The organism is Acidovorax sp. T1 (assembly GCF_002176815.1).
GTDB lineage: Bacteria > Pseudomonadota > Gammaproteobacteria > Burkholderiales > Burkholderiaceae_C > Acidovorax.
The window spans coordinates 478096-498839 of the sequence record NZ_CP021648.1 but is presented as its reverse complement, the minus strand read 5'-3'; the positions used below and the strand labels follow the sequence as shown (position 1 = coordinate 498839).

General features: G+C 64.7%; 16 protein-coding genes and 2 pseudogenes. 10 read left to right on the top strand and 8 right to left on the bottom strand.

Annotated elements, in window-relative coordinates:
• Positions 1 to 172: 172 nt before the first annotated feature.
• Entirely contained in the window at positions 173 to 475 is a 303-nt protein-coding gene (locus CCX87_RS02420; protein ID WP_087743454.1) for a hypothetical protein, read from the bottom strand.
• A 38-nt stretch (positions 476 to 513) separates the two neighbouring features.
• On the opposite strand from CCX87_RS02420, the gene CCX87_RS02415 reads away from it, so the two are divergent.
• Positions 514 to 744: a hypothetical protein gene (locus CCX87_RS02415; protein WP_087743452.1), complete on the top strand. Its 231-nt coding sequence runs from the start codon at positions 514 to 516 to the stop codon at positions 742 to 744.
• 1 nt (position 745) lies between these two features.
• Here CCX87_RS02415 and CCX87_RS02410 read toward each other — a convergent pair whose 3' ends face one another.
• From CCX87_RS02410 to istA, 3 genes are all read right to left on the bottom strand, one after another.
• A complete protein-coding gene (locus CCX87_RS02410) occupies positions 746 to 1213 on the bottom strand; it encodes a hypothetical protein (protein ID WP_143218458.1) in 468 nt (155 codons plus the stop codon).
• Positions 1214 to 1357: 144 nt separating this feature from the next.
• Positions 1358 to 2122, bottom strand: a complete 765-nt coding sequence (gene istB / locus CCX87_RS02405; protein ID WP_056269326.1) for an IS21-like element helper ATPase IstB — start codon at positions 2120 to 2122, stop codon at positions 1358 to 1360.
• Positions 2119 to 3744, bottom strand: a complete 1626-nt coding sequence (gene istA / locus CCX87_RS02400) for an IS21 family transposase (protein WP_087743226.1) — start codon at positions 3742 to 3744, stop codon at positions 2119 to 2121. Before istA ends, istB begins: the two co-directional genes overlap by 4 nt.
• A 324-nt stretch (positions 3745 to 4068) precedes the next feature.
• Between istA and CCX87_RS02395 the strand changes: the two genes are divergently transcribed.
• Together CCX87_RS02395 and CCX87_RS02385 are read left to right on the top strand one after the other, a co-directional pair.
• The gene (locus CCX87_RS02395; protein ID WP_087748136.1) at positions 4069 to 4308 is read left to right on the top strand and encodes a helix-turn-helix domain-containing protein; all 240 of its coding nucleotides are present in this window, start codon (positions 4069 to 4071) and stop codon (positions 4306 to 4308) included.
• Positions 4309 to 5498: 1190 nt separating this feature from the next.
• Positions 5499 to 6047, top strand: a pseudogene (locus CCX87_RS02385) (PLP-dependent transferase); the annotation flags it as partial.
• 77 nt (positions 6048 to 6124) lie between these two features.
• Here the strand turns inward: CCX87_RS02385 and CCX87_RS02380 are convergent.
• Both CCX87_RS02380 and CCX87_RS02375 read right to left on the bottom strand, forming a co-directional pair.
• Positions 6125 to 6706, bottom strand: coding sequence for a DUF2062 domain-containing protein (locus CCX87_RS02380; protein WP_232476528.1), 582 nt, complete (start codon positions 6704 to 6706; stop codon positions 6125 to 6127).
• Positions 6707 to 6718: 12 nt separating this feature from the next.
• Entirely contained in the window at positions 6719 to 7690 is a 972-nt protein-coding gene (locus tag CCX87_RS02375) for a TerC family protein (RefSeq protein WP_087743446.1), read from the bottom strand.
• Positions 7691 to 7844: 154 nt separating this feature from the next.
• Between CCX87_RS02375 and CCX87_RS02370 the strand changes: the two genes are divergently transcribed.
• The 4 genes from CCX87_RS02370 (at position 7845) to priA (ending at position 14639) form a co-directional block, all read left to right on the top strand.
• A complete protein-coding gene (locus CCX87_RS02370; RefSeq protein WP_087743444.1) occupies positions 7845 to 8750 on the top strand; it encodes a LysR family transcriptional regulator in 906 nt (301 codons plus the stop codon).
• A gap of 230 nt (positions 8751 to 8980) precedes the next feature.
• Entirely contained in the window at positions 8981 to 10561 is a 1581-nt protein-coding gene (locus CCX87_RS02365; RefSeq protein WP_087743442.1) for an MFS transporter, read from the top strand.
• A gap of 155 nt (positions 10562 to 10716) precedes the next feature.
• Positions 10717 to 11829, top strand: coding sequence for a uroporphyrinogen decarboxylase (gene hemE / locus CCX87_RS02360; RefSeq protein ID WP_087743440.1), 1113 nt, complete (start codon positions 10717 to 10719; stop codon positions 11827 to 11829).
• A gap of 674 nt (positions 11830 to 12503) precedes the next feature.
• Positions 12504 to 14639, top strand: a complete 2136-nt coding sequence (gene priA, locus CCX87_RS02355) for a replication restart helicase PriA (protein WP_087743438.1) — start codon at positions 12504 to 12506, stop codon at positions 14637 to 14639.
• 122 nt (positions 14640 to 14761) lie between these two features.
• Here the strand turns inward: priA and CCX87_RS02350 are convergent.
• Together CCX87_RS02350 and CCX87_RS02345 are read right to left on the bottom strand one after the other, a co-directional pair.
• A pseudogene (locus tag CCX87_RS02350) lies at positions 14762 to 15226 on the bottom strand (DVUA0089 family protein); the annotation flags it as partial.
• Positions 15227 to 15746: 520 nt separating this feature from the next.
• A complete protein-coding gene (locus CCX87_RS02345; protein ID WP_087748134.1) occupies positions 15747 to 16700 on the bottom strand; it encodes an AEC family transporter in 954 nt (317 codons plus the stop codon).
• A gap of 159 nt (positions 16701 to 16859) precedes the next feature.
• On the opposite strand from CCX87_RS02345, the gene CCX87_RS02340 reads away from it, so the two are divergent.
• Genes CCX87_RS02340 through CCX87_RS02330 form a run of 3 tightly spaced genes read left to right on the top strand, consistent with a single transcriptional unit; the run spans position 16860 to position 20719 of the window.
• A complete protein-coding gene (locus tag CCX87_RS02340; RefSeq protein ID WP_087743434.1) occupies positions 16860 to 18968 on the top strand; it encodes an ATP-dependent helicase in 2109 nt (702 codons plus the stop codon).
• A gap of 15 nt (positions 18969 to 18983) precedes the next feature.
• Positions 18984 to 19505 (top strand): hypothetical protein, encoded by a 522-nt coding sequence (locus CCX87_RS02335; protein ID WP_232476465.1) that lies wholly within the window; start codon positions 18984 to 18986, stop codon positions 19503 to 19505.
• Positions 19502 to 20719 carry a phospholipase A gene (locus CCX87_RS02330; RefSeq protein WP_232476464.1) on the top strand — a complete coding sequence of 406 codons (1218 nt, stop codon included), beginning with the start codon at positions 19502 to 19504 and terminating at the stop codon, positions 20717 to 20719. The genes CCX87_RS02335 and CCX87_RS02330 overlap by 4 nt, the downstream gene beginning before the upstream one ends.
• The last annotated feature ends 25 nt before the right edge of the window (positions 20720 to 20744 follow it).

The following is a 20744-nucleotide window of genomic DNA, read 5'->3' as shown; positions in this document are numbered from 1 at the left end:
AGATATCCCCACTTTTCACGAGCTTGCAATGCGACGGGCTGCAGGCCGCTTTCGTCGGCGCGCGCTTGAAGCCGGGCGCACAGCACCTCAAGCAACGCACTCCACCCTGGCCCACCGCGGGGCTGCCCCTGTGTGAAGATCAGAGGATACTTCGCCTCAAGGTCGGCGAGACTCACAATGGCGCCTCGATGCGCCGAAAGAACTCTTCCAGACGTTCTCGCTCCTTGTCTCTTTCCTCCACAGTGAGCGCGAAGTTGCGCCCCATCTTGGACAAAAGCCAATAGTGACTACGCAGATTGTCGAGGCCCTTTTGACGCAACCGGCTCACCCTAGTGTGGCATTTCGGACACGTCTGAGCTTCAGCCGTTTGATCCTTGGTGCCAAGCCAGTCGCAGCGTGGGCAAGCAACTGGGCTCATCTCGTCGCCGCTCGGTGTGCGGTCTGTGTTGTCCGCCAGTGAATTCTGAGGTTGCATGACTTTCGCGTTCCCTTCCAAGCAAGAATCCTGACAAGATGACACCGAGCGACCTGAAAAACATCGTAAAGACCTACCGCTACACAGACGCGCTCTATGTGGTGGTGGACTCGTTGCCTCAACCCTACCAGGATGGCTTTGCCAACTTTCTGGTTGGCTCGACATGTCCGATCGCGGATGGTCGAAATCGCTACGCCTATGTCGCCGATTTCGATAGGTGGATCGCATCTTTGTCCCAAGGCGAAGAGAGCACGTCCGGGCCGGGCTGATTCAGTAGTCGGTTGAAGGCACAGCCAGCAGGGTGTACACGCCTTCCTCATCGCGGAACCCAACACCGATATCCAGCTTCGAATCCCGTGACGCCACATAGGCACCTGTCGCTTTGAGCTCGCTGGAGCACAGGTGGCCGGTGAAGATCTTGTGGATCGGTCCCAGGATTCTGTTGTCCATAGCGGTTTCCTCCCGCAGGAAGGCGATGAACTGCTGTTGCTTGATAGCTAAGTCGTCGCGTAGAAATTGGGGGCAGCCATCCTCATTCTCCACCCCATAGATGCTCACGGTTGCCTCGTCTTCGACGAAAAATATCGACTCAAAAACGTGGCTGCCACCGCCTGTTCGACTCGCAATAAGGTCGGCTGACCAAACCTGCGCCTCGTCATTAGGGAAGTTGGCGATAAATCGCGGGTTGCTAGCGCTAAAGACAATAGGGCCCGAGAACCCTCCCTCTTGGTCAAACATTCCGTGCAAGTGCTTCACAAGGCCTCCGATCTGCCGGTGAGTGAGTAGCCACCACCTGCATTGAGCACGTTTCGAGGCCCCGATGGCCAGGTCAAATTCCCCCACCCTTGGCCACCCCAAATTCCCCCAGGCAGGACGGTCGGATTATGACGACTCGGGTGTGATGGCGATGCGTGCAGCGGCCTCCTTGAGGCGGTAGCTCTTGCCCTCGAACTCCAGCATCGCGCAGCGGTGCATGAGGCGATCCAGGATGGTGCTGGCCATGGTGGCGTCGCCGAGGTATTTGCCCCAGTCCTGCACCACGCGGTTGGACGTGATGAGAACAGCGCGGCGCAGCTTGTAGCGCTGGTGCACGATGGCCTGTAGGACTTCAGCGGCATGCTCGCTGATGCGTCTGGCCAGGAACAGGTCATCGAGGACGAGCAGGTCCGGCGCGACCCAGTCCTTGAGCAGCTCGGTGCGCTCTGCCGTAGTGGCCAGCGCGTAACGGGCGAACTCGGTGTCGGCTTCCAGGTAACGCACGTCATAGCCCTGCAGCGTGGCCTGGTAGGCCACGGCCTTGGCCACATGGCTCTTGCCGGTGCCCGGCTTGCCGATGATCAGCGCGTTGGCCCCCTCGCCGATGAACTTCAGGGTGTGCAACTCGAAGCAGGCGCTGCGCGGCAGCTTCGGGTTGAAACGCCAGTCGAAGTCAGCCAGCGAGGGGCGCTCATCCAGACCCGAGCGCTTGAAGCGGCGCTCGGTCAGGCGAGAGCGCCGGCGGTCCAGCTCGTCTTGCAGCATGGCGGCGAAGGTCTCCAGGAAAGGCTGCTGGGCGGCCTGGGCCTGCATCACGCGGGTGGACAGGGTCTCGGCGATGCCGGACAGGCGCAGCTCGCGCAGCGCGCGTTCGATCTCGATCATGTTCATGGCTGAACTCCCGGTGCGTTGGTGGTGTTGTTGGTGGTGGTGGTGGTGGTGGTGGTGTTTGCCGTGGCGGCGGCGAGCGCGAAGAGATCGCTGTACTCCTCAGCGTCTCGGATGAGCTCATGCTGCTGCGTCAGCGCGTGGGCACCGGCGGCGGGTGCTTCGCCGCAGGTAGCCTCGATGGCCGCCATCGCCTGGGCAAAGAGGGCTTCGGTCAGCGCCAGCACGCGCTTGTAGCTGTAGACCCCTTGCTCCAGGGCCTGGGCGCAGGCGGCATTGATGCAGTGCGCCGGGTAACGGCGCATGAGTCCCACAATGCCCCAGAGCTTGCGCTGCCCGACACGACCCTCGATGGCAAAGAGCAGCTCACACAGCCGGCTGGCGTGCTCACCAATCTCGCCGGCCTGACGCAGGATCAGGCGGGTCTCGCGAGACGGATTGAACACCCGCTCCTCCATGGGCAGAATCACCGTGCCGGGACGCTCGGCCTTGGCGTGGGTGCGCAGCAAGGCACGGGTGTGCATGTCACGAATCTCGATGCGCTGGGCGTAGATGCGCACCAACACCTTGGAGCCGATGTTCGCCGGGCGAGCGGCGTAGCTGCTGTGATCCACCCGCACACAGCTGTCGTCGCAGACGGTGCGCACCGCCTCGTCGAAATACTGCATTCCCAGCACTGGCAGGGGTTTGAGGTGGCTGCGCTCTTCCTCGAACATGGCCTGCACCTGGCGTCGCTCGGTGCCGTGGATGCGCTTGGATGCCCAGCTCTTCTCCCAGTGCGCCAGGAACTCGTTCTGGGCCTCGATGGACTCAAAGCGCCGGCCCTTCAAGGCCGTGGCCTGGGTATGGCCGATGGCATGCTCCACCGTGCCCTTGCGGTTGGGGTCTCGCACCCGCGCCGGGTCGGCCACCACGCCGTAGTGCGCCAGGGCGGCGGCGTACACCGGGTTGAGATCGGGCTCGTACAGGTCGGGCTTGAGGACGCCTTCCTTCAGATTGTCCAGCACCACGTACTGGGGGCAGCCCCCGAAGTACCGCAGGGCCCGCTCGTGCAGCTCGGCCCAGATCTGCTGGCTGGACTTCCAGACCACGCACCGGAAACTGGCACGGGAATACCGCAAGGTGGCCACGAACAGGCGGGGCTTGCGGTACCGGTCGCTGCCGGGCACGCGGGTGGGCGCGCCCTCGCCGTAGTCCACCTGCATCTCCTCGCCGGGCAGGAAGGACAGGCGATCGAACTGCTCGGGCTCCTTGTGCCGCAACTTTGCACAGAAGCGTTTGACCGAGTTGTACTGGCCATCAAAGCCGTGCTGGTCGACCAGGTCCTGGTAGATGGCCGTGGCGTTTCGCTTCAGCCGCAGCTGGGCTTCGATGAACTCGCGCCAGGGTTCGCACAGGGAGGTGGCCACCGGCCCAGGAGCCGGTGGCCAGGGTGGGGGAATTTGACCTGCCGAGCCGGTGGCCACCCCGGGGGAATTTGACTGCAGTTGCTCCAGCCAGCGCTGGTGGTAGCTCCTGACCGTCTTGCGGTCGATGCCCGTGATGCGGGCGATCTCGCGTTGCGATGTGTTGCGCTCCAGCAGTGTCTCTATGGTGGCGCGTTGGTTGGACTTCAAGACATTCACTCCTTGGCCTTCCCTCGGGGAAGACTGGATCAATGTCCTGCCAACAGGTGCCGACGACGCCGGCGTTAAACCCCTATCCCCGATCAGTTCAGGTGGGGGAGTTTGAGGTGGCCATAGACGGGGGAATTTGGGTGGCCATCAGGGGAGGTAATAGCGGCAGCGTCCTTTGGGCCATGGTCGGCCCTCATCCGCTGTCAAAAAACGCCTGAAGTTTGCTTCGTGCACAACGGGATCATTTAGCACGTTCGATCACAGGCCCAAGCGAAAAAATGCGATTTTCGCATATTCCAAGATCGCATGGAAGCTCATGGGCTGACGTTGCCCATGCAGAAGACTCTCTATTCCCGCGAATATCGGCAGATGCTGAAGCTGCTGCGTGAAAAGCGCGTTGCGATTCAGGTCAGCCAAGCAGAACTAGCCAAGCGTCTACACTGGACTCAAGCTGAAATAAGCAAATGCGAGACCGGAATTCGGAGGGTAGACGTAGTGGAGTTAAAGCTGTGGCTTCAAGCTTTAGGTTCTGATCTCCCCGGCTTCGTAGCCGAGTTGTACGGCGACGCTTAACTAGAAAACATTGGGCTGTCGGCTCGCTTCACCTCCCCCGCTCACTTTCGCTAGGCTTCGCTCTTCGATATGGCTACCAGTTACTTTAACGTTTTGGTGGTCGCAGTGTGGGCGTCCGGTACCTTCACATGGAGGGGCTTTTGGTAAGTGGTCCTCCACATAGCGGGAATAGTGGAGGTAATGAAACAAAACAGCCGCTGACAGCCGCGACCCAAAAATAAGACGCTGTCGAATCCACCGCGTTCCAAGCAAAGAGCATACGCAAACAGTGTTGCCTCACCTTTGATCGCAGTCATCTCTACCAGATGGGAGGCGACCACCTATACCCAATGACTGCCTGCCATTCTTGTTTTGCGTGAGCAGATACATGGCCAGGTACCACACCGTCAGGGGCAGCTTGGTGTTCTCCAAAATCGTTCCAACGATCGGGGAGGACTGGTAGCCGTACAGGAAACATTCCCATAGCAGAACGCCTTTGCCGTTGCGGGTGCGGAAATAGCGCGAACAGCTGCAGTCCGCGCAACGCCGGCCCAAGGGCTAGCGTGCCTTGGCCAGCGCATCCTCGCACTGCCACTCAGTGCCAAAGTCCTTGAGGAATTCGGGCAACGACAGGCCCCCCTTGAAACTGGATCTGGTTGATGGGCATGACAACTCCTAAAACTGTGTTTATACACATCTAGTGGTGCCATCCTCATTCATCAAGGGTTGGTCTGAGACTCGTTGCTAATCAAGTAACCACAATAGCGGCATGAGCTCGGGTTAGTTGCATCCAACATTCGTCTGGACAGCCGGCGAATGGTCGGTAGGCTTGCGGCCGCGACTTATAGCAATCATTGCGATCTCAAGCAAGCTCGGTCTACACGATCTGGTAGAAAAGTCTGTGGACGACCTTGGACGAGCAAGCCAATACGAGTAAAGGCAGCGCTTCCAATGCCCTGCCTTCAAGTTAAGCAACCCGTGAGCAGTGCTGCTGCACGAGGCTTGCAGCTTCGGCATGCACAGCTATTCGCACGTCACGGCGCGCCGGCGGCGGATGATGGTCGCCCCTCGCCGCCCCCGAGATACGTAGATCAACCCAGCTGTCTTTCGACACACAGAAAAAGTCCACGCTCAATCGAAGGTAGATGAGCTAAGTCTATGACTTAAAAGCTCTTTTCGCCTCATCTAACGGTTTTCCGGCTGTAATTTCCGAGACCTTTGGCGACTTTGGCTACACCATGAAGGCGCGCATGGAGGTCAACCGCACCTTTGGCGGCGTGCTCTCGCCCATGAACGCGTGGCAGCTGCTGCAGGGCGCCGAAACGTTGCACCTGCGCATGCGCGAGCACTGCCGCAATGCGCTGGCCGTGGCGAAGTTTTTGCAAAGCCACCCGCAGGTGGCCTGGGTCAACTACCCCAGCCTGGCGGATTCGCCCTATTTCGACCTCGCGCAAAAGCAGTTCCGTGCAGTGGATGGCACGCCCGGCGCTTCGGGCATCCTGACCTTCGGCGTGAAGGGTGGCGCTGCGGCGGGCGAGAAGTTCATTGACGCGTGCGAGTTCCTGAGCCACCTGGCCAACATCGGCGACGCCAAGACGCTGGTGATCCACCCGGCCTCGACCACGCACCGCCAGCTGAGCGACGAAGAACTCGCCCGCGCCGGTGTCAGTGCCGATATGGTGCGGCTGAGCGTGGGCATCGAGGACATCGACGACATCCTCTGGGACATTGACCAGGCCTTGGCCCGCGCCACGGCCTGATTCCATTTCCCTTGCTATCGATTCAGCCCGTTGGCGTCTCCAGCGCCTTTCGGGCTGAGCGCATCCAAACCTGTTGGTCAATGCTCCGCAGGCGGCCTGGTGCAGCCTGCGGTGCGGCAGCGCTGCCAGCGGCGCCCGCGCTGCACAGCCGGAGCCAGCCACAGGATGTGCACGGCCACATAACCCAGCGCCGCCAGCAGCAAGCCCAGGGTGGGCAACCCCACCAGCAGGGGCGTGCCCAGGGCCTGCATCCATGCGGCCAGCGCCTGCACGGAAAACACTCCGTCCGGCGCCACGGTGCCCCAGGCGGGCATGACCTGCTCTCCCGGCATCGCCAGCGCGCCCAGGTAAAAGGCCAGCGCATACAGCGGCACGATCGTCAGGGGGTTGGTATAGAACGTGGTCATGCCCCCCGCCACCACATTGCCCCGCAGCCAGGCGCAAGCCAGCAGGGTGCCGGGCAACTGCAGCGGGCCGGGAATGAGCCCGCAGAACATCCCCGCTGCCACGCCCCGGGCCAGGGGCTGGCGCTGAAAACGGAACAGCGCGCGCTGCTCCAGCCAGGGCTGCAGGCTCAGCAGCCAGGGCCGGTCCATGTGGCCCCGCACGCGGGGCTCCAGCCCCCGCAACCAGCGGCGCAAGCTGCACAGCATCTGCATGGCGGCCAAAGCTCAGCCCTTGGGAGGCAGGGCAGGCGAGCCTTGGCTCGACGCCCGCAGCGACAGCACGATGGAACCGGCAATCAGCGTGGCCGTGACCAGCAGCGCGTAGCCGATCGGAATCTTCACCAGGTCAATCAGCAGCATCTTGCCGCCGATGAACACCAGCACCAGCGCCAGGCCGTAAGCCAGCAGGTGGAAGCGGTTGGCCAGGTCGGCCAGCAAAAAGTACAGCGCGCGCAGGCCCAGGATGGCGAAGATGTTGGCCGTGAGCACGATGAACGGGTCGCTGGTGATGGCAAAAATCGCCGGAATGCTGTCCACCGCAAAGATGATGTCGGTGGTGCCGATCAGCACCAGCACCACGAACAGCGGGGTGTAGTGCTTGACGCCGTCGATCATGGTGCTGAGCTTTTCGCCGTCAAACCGGTCAGTGATGCGCATGCGCTTTTTCAGCAGGGTGAGCACCGGATTGGTGGCAATGTCGGGCTCCTGCCCTGCAGCAAACCACATTTTCGCGCCGGTAAACACCAAAAACGCGCCAAATACATACAAAAGCCAGTGAAAGGTGGCCAACAGCCAGGCGCCCACCAGAATCAGCAGCGTGCGCAGCACGATGGCGCCGATGATGCCGATGATGAGCGCGCGCTTCTGGTACTGCGGCGGCACGGCAAAGTAGCTGAACAGCATCAGAAACACGAAGATGTTGTCGATCGACAGGCTTTTTTCCACCAGATAGCCGGTGATGAACTGCATTGACACCGTGTTGGCCACCTCACGGCCCTGGCTGCCGTCCAGATACCACCACAGGATGGCCACAAACACAAAGGCCAGCGAGAACCACAAAAGACTCCAGCGCACGGCCTCTTTCATCGTGACCTTGTGCGCGCCCTGGCGCTCCATCACCAACAGGTCGATGGCAATGGCCACCACCACAAAGACGGCAAATCCCGCCCACATCCACCAGGTTCCTATCGTTTCCATGCTTTTTCTCCGAAAGGGAATTTGTTTTGCCCACCGCTCGCCTCGGGCACAGGGCTGCACTGTAGGGGCGGCATCGATTCTTAAAAACCTGTCATATTGGTAGCATTGGTTCGGTTTTTACGAACCCCACCGCTTCACCCACCGAAAGCCCCCCATGAGCCAAAGCTTCAATTACCGCCATCTTTTCTACTTCTGGGTGGTGGCCAAGGAAGGCGGCATTGCCCGCGCCGCCGAGCGGCTGGACATGGCCGTGCAGACCATCAGCGCCCAGGTGCGCGAGCTGGAAAAATCGCTGGGTGTAAGCCTGCTGCGCAGTGAGGGGCGCAACCTGGTGCTGACCGACGCCGGCGTGGCGGCGCTGCACGAGGCCGACCTCATCTTTGCGCTGGGTGAGCTGCTGCCCGTGCGCGTGCGCGAGGCCGCCAGTGGCCAGACGCTGCGGCTGAACCTGGGCATCTCTGACGGCATTGCCAAGCTGGCCGTGCACCGGCTGCTGACGCCCGTGCTGGACGAGCCCCACCTGCGGCTGCTGTGCCATGAGGGCGAATTTCAGCCGCTTTTGGGCGAGCTGGCACTGCACAAGCTCGACGCGGTGCTGGCCGACCGCGCGGCGCCGCCCAACCCCACCCTGCGCACCACCAGCCAGCTGCTGGGCAGCAGCGCCATCGCCTGGTATGCCCCGCCGCTGTGGGCCGAGGCGACAGCCAACGGCTTTCCGCACAGCCTGGCCGTGGTTCCCGTGCTGCTGCCCACCGACCACGCCGCCATGCGCGCGCGCATCGACCACTGGCTGGAGCGCGAGCGCATCCGCCCGCGCATTGCCGGCGAGTTTGAAGACAGCGCCCTCTTGAGCACCTTTGCCGCCACCGGCATGGGCGTGATGCCCGCGCCCGTGTCGCTGGGCGAGCACCTGGCGCAGACCCATGGCTTGGTGCAGGTGGGCAGCACGCCCGATGTGCAGGAGCAGTTCCACCTGATCTACAGCGCGCGCAAGGTGATGCACCCACTGCTGACGCGGCTGCTGGCGTCGGGGCAGAGTGGCACGCTACTGAATCAATAGCTGCCAGCGCTTATCCATCAAGCGCCGGATGCCAAAAACACCTCAAATGGTGCCAACCCACACCAGCGCGCCCCGGCCATCCAGTCCACCACCACCCGCAAGCACATCCACCCACGGCAGCGCAAACCGGGCATCGCGGCTATCCTCGCAGCACGTCGACCGCATGAACGGCAGCACGCTCGACTGCCGGCTCCACCCGAACCTTCATCGGCCCCATCCAACCAGCGCTCATGTCCTCGCCCTCAACCTCTTTATGGAGCCCCCTGCGCCAGACCGCTTTCCGGGGCCTGTGGATCTGCGGCGGGGTGTTCTTTGTCGGCAACGGCATGCAGACCATGGCGGCCGCGTGGCTCATGGTGGAACTCACGGGCTCGTCGTTCCTGGCGGCGCTGGTGCAGACCGCCGTGTTCATGCCCATGTTCTTGCTGGCGCTGCCCGCCGGCGTGCTGGCCGACACCACCGACCGCCGGCGCCTGATCTCTGGCGCGCTGCTGGCGCAGACCGTGGCCTGCGCGCTGCTGGCCCTGCTGGTGCTGGGCGGATGGGGTGGCCCGACGTCGGTGTTGCTGCTGGTGTTTGTGTGCGGCTGCTGCACGGCCATGCTCACCCCCGCCTGGAACTCGTCGGTGATCGACCCGGTGCCGCGCGACGGGTGGCCGCAGGCCATCACCGCCGTCAGCATTGCCTACAACGCGGCGCGCGCCGTGGGGCCCACGCTGGCGGGGCTGCTGTTTGCGCTGCTGGGGGCGGGCTGGGTGTTTGCCGTCACGGTGGCCACCACGCTGGTGATGTGGGAGTCGATCCGCCGCTGGCCGCCCAAGGCGCACCCGCCGTCCAAACTGCCCGCCGAGCGCCTGTGGGGCGGCACATTGAGCGGCCTGCGCTTTGCCTGGCATTCGCGCATGATCCTGGCGCAGCTGGTGCGGGTGACGGCCTTTAGCGCGGCGGGCTCGGCGCTGTGGGCATTGCTGCCGGTGATTGCGCAGCGCCTGGGCACCGGCGCGCAGGGCTTTGGCCTGCTGATGGGCTGCCTGGGCACGGGCGCGGTGCTGGTGGGCCTGGTGCTGGGACGGCTGCGCGCGCGCTTCGGGCTGGAGGCCATCGTGGGCACCGCCGGCGGCGTGTTTGCCGCGGCCATGCTGGTGGCGGCGCTCACGCAGCGGGCCTGGTTTGTCTATCTGTGGCTGCTGCTGGCGGGCGCGGCGTGGATGTCGGCCATGTCCACCTTCAACACCGCCACCCAGGCCAGCGCGCCGCAGTGGGTGCGCTCGCGCGCGGTGGCCATGCACATGGTGGCGGCGCTGGGCGCGTTTGCCATGGGCTCGGCGTTCTGGGGCGCCTCGTCCGACCTGATCGGCATCACGCCCACGCTGTGTGTGGCTGCGGCCCTCATGGTGGCCAGCCTGCTGCTGGCCCGCTCCATGCCCCTGCGCATAGGCGCCCTGCACGAGGTGACGCAGGCCACGCCCTGGGACGAGCTTTTCATCGAGGCCGAGCCCCTGCCCGAGGCCGGCCCCGTGGCCGTGGAGGTGGGCTACCGCATCGCGCCGGGCACCGACGCGGCCTTTCTGGACGCCATCGGCCGCATGAAGGCCCCGCGCCGGCGCGATGGCGCCACCTTCTGGCGCGTGTACAAGGACCTGGGCGAACCCTCGCGCTATGTCGAGCGCTTCATCGTCGAATCCTGGGCCGGCTACCTGCACCAGCGCGCCCGCGCCACCCTGGCCGACCAGGCGCTGGAGACCGAGGTAAGGGCTTTCCTCGCGCCCGGCGAAATCGTGCGGATGTCGCACTACATCGCTGAACGGTGACCCCCCCTGAGCCGCTTCGCGCCTTCCCCCCTGAGGGGAGACGCTCCCAGCGGCCTGGCAAAGCCAGTTCCGCGGGCGCACTGGCTTGATGCGCGTCAAATTTCCACCGCCGGGTCGAGTGTCGAGGCGGGTGGTCCGCCTGCGACAATTGCGGGATGACCTTCGCGCCCCTCTCCAACGACACCTTCCTGCGCGCCTGCCGCCGCCAGGCCACCGACTACACGCCCCTGTGGCTCATGCGCCAGGCGGGGCGCTACCTGCCCGAGTACAAGGCCACGCGTGCCCAGGCAGGCAGCTTCATGGGCCTGGCCACCAACGTCCAATACGCCACCGAGGTCACGCTGCAGCCGCTCGATCGCTTCCCGCTCGACGCCGCCATCTTGTTCAGCGACATCCTGACCGTGCCCGACGCCATGGGCCTGGGCCTGTCGTTTGCCGAGGGCGAGGGCCCGCGCTTTGCCCAGGTGGTGCGCGACGAGGCCGCCGTGGCCCAGCTGGCCGTGCCCGACATGGACAAGCTGCGCTACGTGTTTGACGCCGTCACCAGCATCCGCAAGGCCCTCAACGGCCGCGTGCCGCTGATCGGCTTTTCGGGCAGCCCCTGGACGCTGGCCTGCTACATGGTCGAGGGCAAGGGCAGCGACGACTACCGCCTGGTCAAGAGCCTGATGTACGCGCGCCCCGACCTGATGCACCGCATCCTGGCCGTGAACGCGGACAGCGTGGCGCAATACCTGAACGCCCAGATCGACGCAGGCGCGCAAGCCGTGATGATTTTTGACAGCTGGGGCGGTGTGCTGGCCGATGGGGCATTTCAGGAATTCAGCCTGGCCTACACGAAGCGTGTGCTGGCGCAACTGAAGCGCACCGGCGTGGACGGCACCGACGTGCCGCGCATCGTCTTCACCAAAGGCGGCGGCATCTGGCTTCAAGATATGAAGGACATCGACTGCGAGGTGCTGGGCCTGGACTGGACGGCCAACCTGGGCAAGGCCCGCGCCATCGTCGGTGGCCAGGTGGGCGGCCCCGGCAAGGCGCTGCAGGGCAACATCGACCCCAACGTGCTGTTTGCCCCGCCCGCGCAGATCGTCAGCCAGGTGCACAAGGTGCTCGACAGCTTCGGCGCGCCGCACACCGACCGCACCACCACCGGCCCCACGCACATCTTCAACCTGGGCCATGGCATCAGCCAGTTCACCCCGCCCGAGCATGTGGCGGCGCTGGTGGAGGCGGTGCACGGTTACTCGCGCGCGCAGCGCCAGCGCTGAAGGGACGGGGCCGCCGCCCCATGCACCACGCGGTGGCGTGCAGGCCACGGTTATGCACAAAATGGGGCGCCCCCAGTCGCTCGGCGGCGGCGCTTGCACACCGTTCCAACGGTCTGTGCCATTTCTAAAAATTTCCGCTAAGTGATTGATTTTGAACGATTTAATCCAAATGCCTTTTTTGTAAGCAAACCAGCCGAAACGCGTCATTTCAAGGACTTGCAGGCCAAACCCCCGAGATATCAACAAAGTTATCCACAGAAATTCTGGATTTCTTGCAAATCCCCCATGAAATCAATCACTTGCAGGTCAAATTGAAGAATTTTTTGAGGAGCAGCATCGGTGGCTAGCACAAATCGGGGGCATTTTTCCCTCTTGACGAACCCGGGCTGTACGACTTATGCACACAAATCGTGGTGCGGCGCAGCAAATATCCGGACGACCGTGCTAACACAAAAATTCCCCCTGAAATTCTTCAGACGATTGATTCATAAGGATTTTTTGTTCATGCCCTTTTTCCGGGCAATCTGTTGCAGGCCAGCATTCATGCGGCCTGGCAGGGCATCCTGACAGGATGTCAACAAAGTTATCCACAGAAAACCGGGATTACCTGCCGGCACCAGCCAAATCAAGCACTTAGCCGCCACACCCCCACATCACATCAAGATGCGCCCGTAATGTCCGCCCACCCCACCATCGTCCATGTGGCCCTGCAGACCCCGTCGCACAGCGGTGTGGGCGACCTGTTGAGCTACGCCAGCGAGCGCCCGCTGGCGCCCGGCACGCTGGTGCGCGTTCCGCTGGGCGCACGCGAGGTGCTGGGTGTGGTGTGGGATGCCGACGCGGCCACGGGCGAGCTGCCCGACGGCGCCACCCTGCGCGCCATTGCCGGCGTGCTCGACGGCGTGGCCCCGCTCGATGGGCCCTGGCGCCGCCTGGTGGCGTTTGCGGCGCGCTATTACCAGCGCGCCCTGGGCGAAGTGGCCTTGGCCGCCCTGCCCCCGCAGCTGCGCGACCTGAAACCCGAACAGCTAGCGCGCCGCCTGCGCCGCCCGGCCCAGGCAGTGGGCGACCACTCAGACGCTATTCAAACCATAGCACTTAGCGCAGAGCAGGAAAGCGCCAGAGCCAGAATTGCCTCTGAAAAAGGCCCCTTCCTGTTGTTTGGCAGCACCGGCAGCGGCAAGACCGAGGTCTACCTGCGCTGCGTGCAGGAAATGCTGGAGGCCGACGCCACGGCCCAGGCGCTGGTGATGGTGCCCGAAATCAACCTCACGCCCCAGCTCGAAGAGCGCTTTGTCGGCCGCTTCGCACCACGCTTTGGCGCAGGCGCCGTGGTCTCGCTGCACAGCGGCATGACGAACCCGCAGCGCCTCAAGAGCTGGCTGGCCGCGCACAGCGGCAGCGCGCGCATCGTGCTGGGCACACGCATGGCGGTGTTTGCCAGCCTGCCGGGGCTGAAACTCATCGTGGTGGATGAGGAGCACGACCCGAGCTACAAACAGCAGGAGGGTGCCCGCTACTCGGCGCGCGACCTGGCCATCTGGCGTGGGCGCGAACAAGGCGCCAAGGTGTTGCTGGGTTCGGCCACACCCTCGCTGGAGAGCTGGCACGCCAGCCGCCCGCCCACGGCCGAAGACCCCGAGGGCGGGCGCTATGTGCGGCTGCACATGCCAAGTCGGATCGGTTCAGGCAGCGACGCCGGCGCCCTGCCCCGCGTGCGGCGCGTGGACATGAACCAGCAGCCCCGGCGCACCGTGTTCAGCGCCCCGCTGCTGCAGGCCATCACCGAGCGCGTGGCGCGCGGCGAGCAAAGCATGGTCTTGCTGAACCGCCGTGGCTACGCCCCCGTGCTGCACTGCGCCGACTGCGGCTGGAAAAGCGACTGCCCGCACTGCAGCGCGCACCAGGTCTTCCACAAAACCGACCGCACGCTGCGCTGCCACCACTGCGGCTATACCGTGCGCGTGCCCTACCACTGCCCCACCTGCGGCAGCCCCGACATCCACCCCATGGGCCGCGGCACCGAGCAGCTCGAAGAGCAACTTGGCGCCCTGCTGCGCAACGTGCAGCGCCCCGACGGCGCGCCCGCCCGCATCGCCCGCATCGACGCCGACACCACCCGCGCCAAGGGCGCGCTGGAGGCACAGCTGGCGCAGGTGCATTCGGGCGAGGTGGATGTGCTGGTGGGCACGCAGATGATTGCCAAGGGCCACGACTTTCGCCGCATCACGCTGGTGGCCGCCGTGCAGCCCGATGGCGCCCTGTTCAGCAGCGACTTTCGCGCGCCCGAGCGGCTGTTTGCGCTGCTCATGCAGGCCGCCGGCCGCGCCGGGCGCGACGCCGCCTACATGGCCGCGCAGGGCACGCCGTGCGAGATGTGGGTGCAGAGTTTTCACCCCCAGCACGCCGTGTTCGAGGCGCTGCGCACGCACGACTACCCGGCCTTTGCCGCCCAGCAACTGAAGGAGCGCGAAGAGGCCGCCATGCCGCCGTTCTCGTACCAGGCCCTGGTGCGGGCCGACGCGCGCACGCAAGAGGTGGCGCAGGGTTTTCTGACCGCCGCCACCGCCGCCGCCCATGCGGCAGGACTGCCGGGGCTGGAGGCGGTCACCCTGTTCCCGCCCGTGCCCCTGACCATCCAGCGCGTGGCCAATGTGGAACGCGCCCAGATGCTGATGGAAAGCCCCAGCCGCGCCGCGCTACAACGCTTTCTGGCCGCGTGGCAGCCGGTGCTGCAAACCACCCGCAGCCAGCCCGAGCACAAGGGGCTGGTGCGCTGGCTGGTGGATGTGGACCCGCTGGCGATTTGAAGTTGCCTGGGGTAGTTTGAGGTGTTTTATGGCTCAAGCGCTTGTAGATAAAGCGCCTTAAGCTATCAAAAGAGAAGCAGGCCGCAGCGTCGCCGGAAACCTGCATCTGGCCCTGTCGTTGCTCAGCGCGCTTTCGAGCGGCGCGAGGCAACGCCCAGACCGGCCAGCGCCAGGCCCATCAAGGCCAGCGAGCCAGGCTCGGGCACCGGGTTTGCCGACACATTCATTACATAGGCACCGCTGTTGCCCAGCGCGCCGCCACTGACGGCAAAAGCGTTTCCAAAGCCGCAACCGAAGCGGCACACCCCGATGAAGTAGTTACCCGCAGCCACGTTGAAGTTGACGATGGCGGCATCCAAAATAGAACCACCAAAGTCGTAGTTGTTGTCATCGTTCGCCGCCAACAAGGTGCCCGCAGCGTTCCACAGGCCGACTTCCATGTCCGTGTCGTTGACGCTGTCAAAGTCGATCGTGACGAGTCCACCAGACGTGCCAAAGGTGTAGAAGTCATACGCCGTCCTCAACCCGGTTGACCGTGTGACCTCGACGTGCGGCTGCGTGGTCGAGTTGGTCACTGTAGAGACGAAGTTGGTCGAAAACAGGCTTGCACCAAGGACTTGTGCGGTGGCAACACTGCCAGCGCCGATGGACGCCACCGGCAAGGCATGGGCCGCGACCCCGGCAACACTGATGGCAGCAGCAAGCGCTATTTTGGAGAACATGGTCATAGAACTTCCGATTGTTTTGGGTGAGGTAAATGGAGCCCCATGGGTTCGTTCCGCGCGATTGCCTTGGGTCTGGGCACTTAAGAGCAAATTACGCGCCATGCACGTGTTTTGTTGTTTTATTCGTTACAGATCAAACACTTACAAATGTTTCGGCGTGCGATCCCGATCTAAAAGAGCCGCGAGTGTAAAAAAACCCGACACTTCGACGGCCAAGACTACCTGGCTGGCGCCAGAAGCCCGGACGAACTGACTCGCCCTGTGCTGGACATACCGAATCAGGCCAGCCCCTTGCAGAGAGTTTTCGACCACAAGAAAAGCGCATCTTTTTAACCTCTGGCGCTTATGGACAAAGCGCCACCAGCTATCAAAATAAAAGCACTCAGGTCAACAGCGCCACCGCCCCCGAAAAGCTCAAGAACGCCAGCGCCGTGGACACCAGGATGATCCGCGCGATGCGCCCGTTGTGCGCGCCAAAGCGTTCGGCCAGCAGCGAAACATTGCTGGCGCTGGGCAGCGCCGCCAGCAACACCAGCACCGTGAGGGCGAACGGCGTGAGCGGCACCCCCAGCGCGATGGCGGCCCGGCCCACGGCCCACACCAGCAGCGGGTGCAGCAGCAGCTTGGCCAGGGCGATGGGCACGTAGTCGCGCACCAGCACGCGCTCGTGCGGGCTCATCGGCGAGCGGGCCAGCACGGCGCCAATGGCGAACAGCGCCACGGGCGAGGCGGCGTCGGCCAGCATGGCCACGGTTTTGTTCAGCGGGCCGGGCAGCGTGAACTGCAGGGCCGAGGCCAGCGCGCCCAGCGCAATCGACCAGGGCATGGGGTTGGTGGCGATGCCCCTGAAGGCATTGCGCAGCGCCACGCCCACGCCGTGGGTGCCGGCGCCATCGAGCCGCGACAGCGCGATGCACAGCGAGCTGGTGATGACCATGTCCACCACGATGGCGACGATGGCCGGGCCCGCGCTTTGCGCACCCAGCAGCGCCACCAAAAGCGGCACGCCCATGAAGCCGGCGTTGGGGAAAGCCGCCACCAGCGCGCCAAAGGCGGCGTCGTTCCAGCCCATGCGCGGCCCGCGCGTGAGGGCCACCGTGCCGCCCACCATGACCAGCGCGCACAGCAGGTACACGCCGGCCACGGCCGGGTCGAGCAGTTGCGCTATGGGGGTGCTGGCGCCAAAGCGGTACAGCATGCAAGGCAGCGCAAAGTACAGCACGAAGGCGTTGAGCCCGGAAATAGCGGGTTGCGGCAGCACGCCGCTGCGCGCGGCCAGGTAGCCGCAGAGCACGAGCGCGAAGAAAGGAAAGGTAACAACCAGAACAGACAGCACGGCGGGCATTCTCGCAGGACAGGGCGAAGCGGGGATGGGTGGCCGCCGCTTCGCCATGTGAAATTTTTTGCGCCTGTGCAGGGCGCAGCCGCTCGACCCGGCTCTGTATCATTGCGCGCTCTGTCGTCCCCCGCTTCGCGCTCTCGCTTTCTCCTCCCCATGTCTGCCGGTCTCAACCTCGCCCAGCTCCAGGCTGTCCATTACACCGACGGGGCCTGCCTGGTGCTGGCCGGCGCCGGCTCGGGCAAGACGCGGGTGATCACCCACAAGATCGCGCACATGATCGAGCGCGGGATGGAGCCCAGGCGCATTGCCGCCATCACCTTCACCAACAAGGCCGCCGCCGAAATGCGCGAGCGCGCCAAGGGCCTGATCGGCCGGCGTGCCAAGGATGTGCTGGTGTGCACCTTTCACGCTTTAGGCGTGCGCATGGTGCGCGAAGACGGCGCGGTGCTGGGCCTCAAGCCCCAGTTCAGCATCATGGATGCCGACGACGTGGCCGGCATCTTGAAAGACGCCGCCGGCGGCACCACCGACCTGGCCACCGCGCGCCAGTGGCAGTGGACCATCAGCAAATGGAAGAACATGGGCCTGACCTCCGAGCAGGCGCTGGCCCAGGCAGCCGACGACAACGAGCGCAGCATTGCCGTGGTGATGGCGCGCTACGAAGAGCGCTTGGCGGCGTATCAGAGCGTGGACTTTGACGACCTCATCGGCATGCCGCTCAAGCTGCTGCGCGACTTTCCCGAGGTGCGCGCCAAATGGCAGGCGCTGCTCGGCCATGTGCTCGTCGATGAATACCAGGACACCAACGCCACGCAGTACGAGCTTTTGAAGCTGCTGGTGGGCGAGCGCGGTCACTTCACGGCCGTGGGCGACGATGACCAGTCCATCTATGGCTGGCGCGGCGCCACGCTCGACAACCTCAAGAAGCTGCCGCTCGACTACCCCGCGCTCAAGGTCATCAAGCTCGAGCAGAACTACCGCTCCACCAGCGCCATCCTGCGCGCGGCCAACAACGTGATCGGGCCCAACCCCAAGCTGTTTCCCAAGACCCTGTTCAGCGAACTGGGCGAGGGCGAGCCCGTGCGCGTGGTCGATGCCGACACCGAAGAGCACGAGGCCGACCGCGCCGTGGCCCGCATCCAGAGCCTGCGCGCCGCAGCCAACCCGCCGCCTGCGTGGAAGGACTTTGCCATCCTGTACCGCGCCAACCACCAGGCCAAGCCGTTCGAGAAGGCGCTGCGCAAGGCGAACATCCCCTACAAGGTGTCGGGCGGCACCAGCTTTTTTGACCGCGCCGAAATCAAGGACCTGTGCGCCTGGTTTCGCCTGTGGATCAACAACGACGACGACCCGGCATTCTTGCGTGCCATCGGCAGCCCCAAACGCGGCATCGGTCACACCACGCTGGCCGCGTTGGGCGCGTTTGCCACGCAGCACAAGCAAAGCATGTTTGGCGCGCTGTTCAACGGCATGCTGCCCGCGGCCGTGCCCAAACGCGCGCTCGATGGCCTGCACGAGTTTGGCCGCACCATCAACGACCTGGAGCACCGCGCCCGCCACACGCATGGCGCCGAAGCCTCGCGCGCCTTTCTGGTCGACTGGCTCAAGGACATCGGCTACGAGCAGCACCTGTACGACGGCGAAGACAGCGAGAAAGTGGCCGCCGCCCGCTGGACCAACGTGCTGGAGTTTTGCGACTGGATGGCCCAGCGCGCGGGCGGCCAGATCGACGACACCGCCGGTGCCGTGGTGGCCAAGGAGACCAAGGAGACCAAGAGCCTGCTGGAGGTGTCGCAAACCATTGCGCTGCTGTCCACCATCAGCGAGCGCGAGCAGGAGCAGGACATGGTCACGCTCTCGACCCTGCACGCCAGCAAGGGGCTGGAGTGGCCGCATGTCATTTTGGTGGGCGTGACCGAGGGCATGTTGCCCTTCAAGCTCGACGACGACGAGGGCCGCCAGCTCAAGGTGGCCGACGACACCCTGCAGCGCCTGCAGGAAGAGCGCCGCCTGATGTACGTGGGCATCACCCGCGCCCAGCGCACCCTGGCCGTGAGCTGGACCAAAAAGCGCAAAAAGGGCCGCGAGATGGTGGCCGCGCGGCCCAGCCGCTTCATTGCCGAGATGGGCCTGGACAAGGCCACCACGCGCGAAGACCCGCGCGAAAAGCTCAAGGCCCTGCGCGCCGAATTTGCCGCCAAGGCCCAGGCCGCCAGCGCCGCCAATGCGGCTGCGCCCACCCACCCGGCGCCTACCGCCTGAGAAGGTTCACGCACCATGGCAACACATCCCGTCACCGCCCACGCCACGCCCTGCCCCACCGCGCCGCGTGCCCGCAGCGCCTGGGAAATTGCTGCGCTTTTGATAGCTATCAGCGCTTATCCTGCAAGCGCTATTGGCCAAAATGACCCAAAATCCACGGCAGCGTGCCCGGCTGCGGCCGACATGACGCACCAGCACCTGCAGGGCCGCTGGCACGCCACGCTGCAGCCCGCCACACCCGATGCGGCGCCCCAACCCGCCACCACGGCCGTGCTGCAACTGGGCTCCCATCCCGAGCTGGCCGAAAGCGTGCGCGGCACCGTGCAACGGGGTGAAACCCGTGCGCAACTGAGCGGCGATGTGGATGCGGGCGATCTGACCCTGGAAGAATCCATCAACGGCACCAACATCAGCGCCACCTGGACAGGCCAGGTGGTCGAAGGAAGTTGTGGCAAGGAAATACACGGAACATGGACCAACGCCCAACCCCCCACCGCCCTGCCTTTCGTCCTGCGCAAGCAGGCGGGCTGGCAATGAACGCGCGCCACGGCGCCGCCCTGGCGCTGGCGCTGCTGGCCCCAGCCAGCGCCGCCCTGGCCCAGCAGGCGCCCGCCGCCCGCAACGCAACCACCAGCGCCACACCTGCCAGCGCCGACACGGCATGGCGCCGGTGCGCGGCCCTGGCCGACGACAACCAGGCGCGCCTGGCCTGTTTCGACCAGTGGGCCAGCCAGCAGGCCTGGCAGGCGCCCAGTGCATCGGCCAAAGCAGGTGCAGTGGATGCACCGGGTGCTGCCGTCCAGCAGGGCGCAGACGCCTCGGCAGTGCCGCTGCCGGTGGACACCCGGCTGCCAGCCACCCGCATCATCGAGGTGTCGAACACCGCAGGTTGCCGTGACACGCAATACAGCGACATCTCGCGCTTTTGGGAACTGGAATCGGGCAGCGACTGCGGCACCTTCAGCTTTCGCGGCTACCGGCCCATCACCGTGTCGGTGGTGGCCGCCAACAGCGTGAACCGCCAGCCCAGCTCGGATGCCGAGGGGCACACCGCCACCGAAGCCACGCCCTACCGGCGCACCGAAACCCGCATCCAGCTGTCGGTGCGAACCAAGCTGGCCCAGGGCATGCTCACGCGGGGCCACCCCACGCTCAAGGATTCGCTGTGGTTTGGTTACACGCAACAGTCGCACTGGCAGCTGTTCAGCCCCGACCTTTCGCGCCCCTTCCGCACCACCGACCATGAGCCCGAGGTGATCTACGTCTATCCCACCGATGCGCAGCTGCCCTTTGGCTGGCGCTGGCGCTACAGCGGCGCCGGGCTGGTGCACCAGTCCAACGGCCAGAGCAACCCCTTGTCGCGCAGCTGGAACCGCGTCTATCTCATGACCGGCATGGAGCTGGACAACCGCTGGAACGTGCGGGCGCGCGTCTGGAAGCGCCTGTCCGAAAACAGCACCAGCGACGACAACCCCGGCATCAGCGACTACGTCGGCCGGGGCGAGTTGCAGGTGTTCTGGAACCTGGACAAGGACAACACCCTGGGCGCCACGGTGCGCCACTCGCTGTCCAGCACCGGGCGCGGCTCGGCCCGGCTGGAATGGCTGCAAACCCTGGGCACCGGCCTGGGCGGCAGCAAAAGCAACCTGCGCCTGCACACCCAGCTGTTCAGCGGCTATGGCGACAGCATGATCGACTACAACCACAAGCGCACGGCGTTCAGCGTGGGGCTGAGCCTGGTGGATTTCTAGCGTACATCCCCCTGAGGCGCTTGCG

What these genes read in the sequence shown, in the direction of transcription:
- CCX87_RS02420 (WP_087743454.1), bottom strand. Translation starts at nt 475, where the DNA reads ATGCAACCTCAGAATTCACTGGCGGACAACACAGACCGCACACCGAGC.
- CCX87_RS02415 (WP_087743452.1), top strand. Translation starts at nt 514, where the DNA reads ATGACACCGAGCGACCTGAAAAACATCGTAAAGACCTACCGCTACACA.
- CCX87_RS02410 (WP_143218458.1), bottom strand. Translation starts at nt 1,213, where the DNA reads ATGTTTGACCAAGAGGGAGGGTTCTCGGGCCCTATTGTCTTTAGCGCT.
- istB (WP_056269326.1), bottom strand. Translation starts at nt 2,122, where the DNA reads ATGAACATGATCGAGATCGAACGCGCGCTGCGCGAGCTGCGCCTGTCC.
- CCX87_RS02395 (WP_087748136.1), top strand. Translation starts at nt 4,069, where the DNA reads ATGCAGAAGACTCTCTATTCCCGCGAATATCGGCAGATGCTGAAGCTG.
- CCX87_RS02380 (WP_232476528.1), bottom strand. Translation starts at nt 6,706, where the DNA reads ATGCAGATGCTGTGCAGCTTGCGCCGCTGGTTGCGGGGGCTGGAGCCC.
- CCX87_RS02375 (WP_087743446.1), bottom strand. Translation starts at nt 7,690, where the DNA reads ATGGAAACGATAGGAACCTGGTGGATGTGGGCGGGATTTGCCGTCTTT.
- CCX87_RS02370 (WP_087743444.1), top strand. Translation starts at nt 7,845, where the DNA reads ATGAGCCAAAGCTTCAATTACCGCCATCTTTTCTACTTCTGGGTGGTG.
- CCX87_RS02365 (WP_087743442.1), top strand. Translation starts at nt 8,981, where the DNA reads ATGTCCTCGCCCTCAACCTCTTTATGGAGCCCCCTGCGCCAGACCGCT.
- hemE (WP_087743440.1), top strand. Translation starts at nt 10,717, where the DNA reads ATGACCTTCGCGCCCCTCTCCAACGACACCTTCCTGCGCGCCTGCCGC.
- priA (WP_087743438.1), top strand. Translation starts at nt 12,504, where the DNA reads ATGTCCGCCCACCCCACCATCGTCCATGTGGCCCTGCAGACCCCGTCG.
- CCX87_RS02340 (WP_087743434.1), top strand. Translation starts at nt 16,860, where the DNA reads ATGTCTGCCGGTCTCAACCTCGCCCAGCTCCAGGCTGTCCATTACACC.
- CCX87_RS02335 (WP_232476465.1), top strand. Translation starts at nt 18,984, where the DNA reads ATGGCAACACATCCCGTCACCGCCCACGCCACGCCCTGCCCCACCGCG.
- CCX87_RS02330 (WP_232476464.1), top strand. Translation starts at nt 19,502, where the DNA reads ATGAACGCGCGCCACGGCGCCGCCCTGGCGCTGGCGCTGCTGGCCCCA.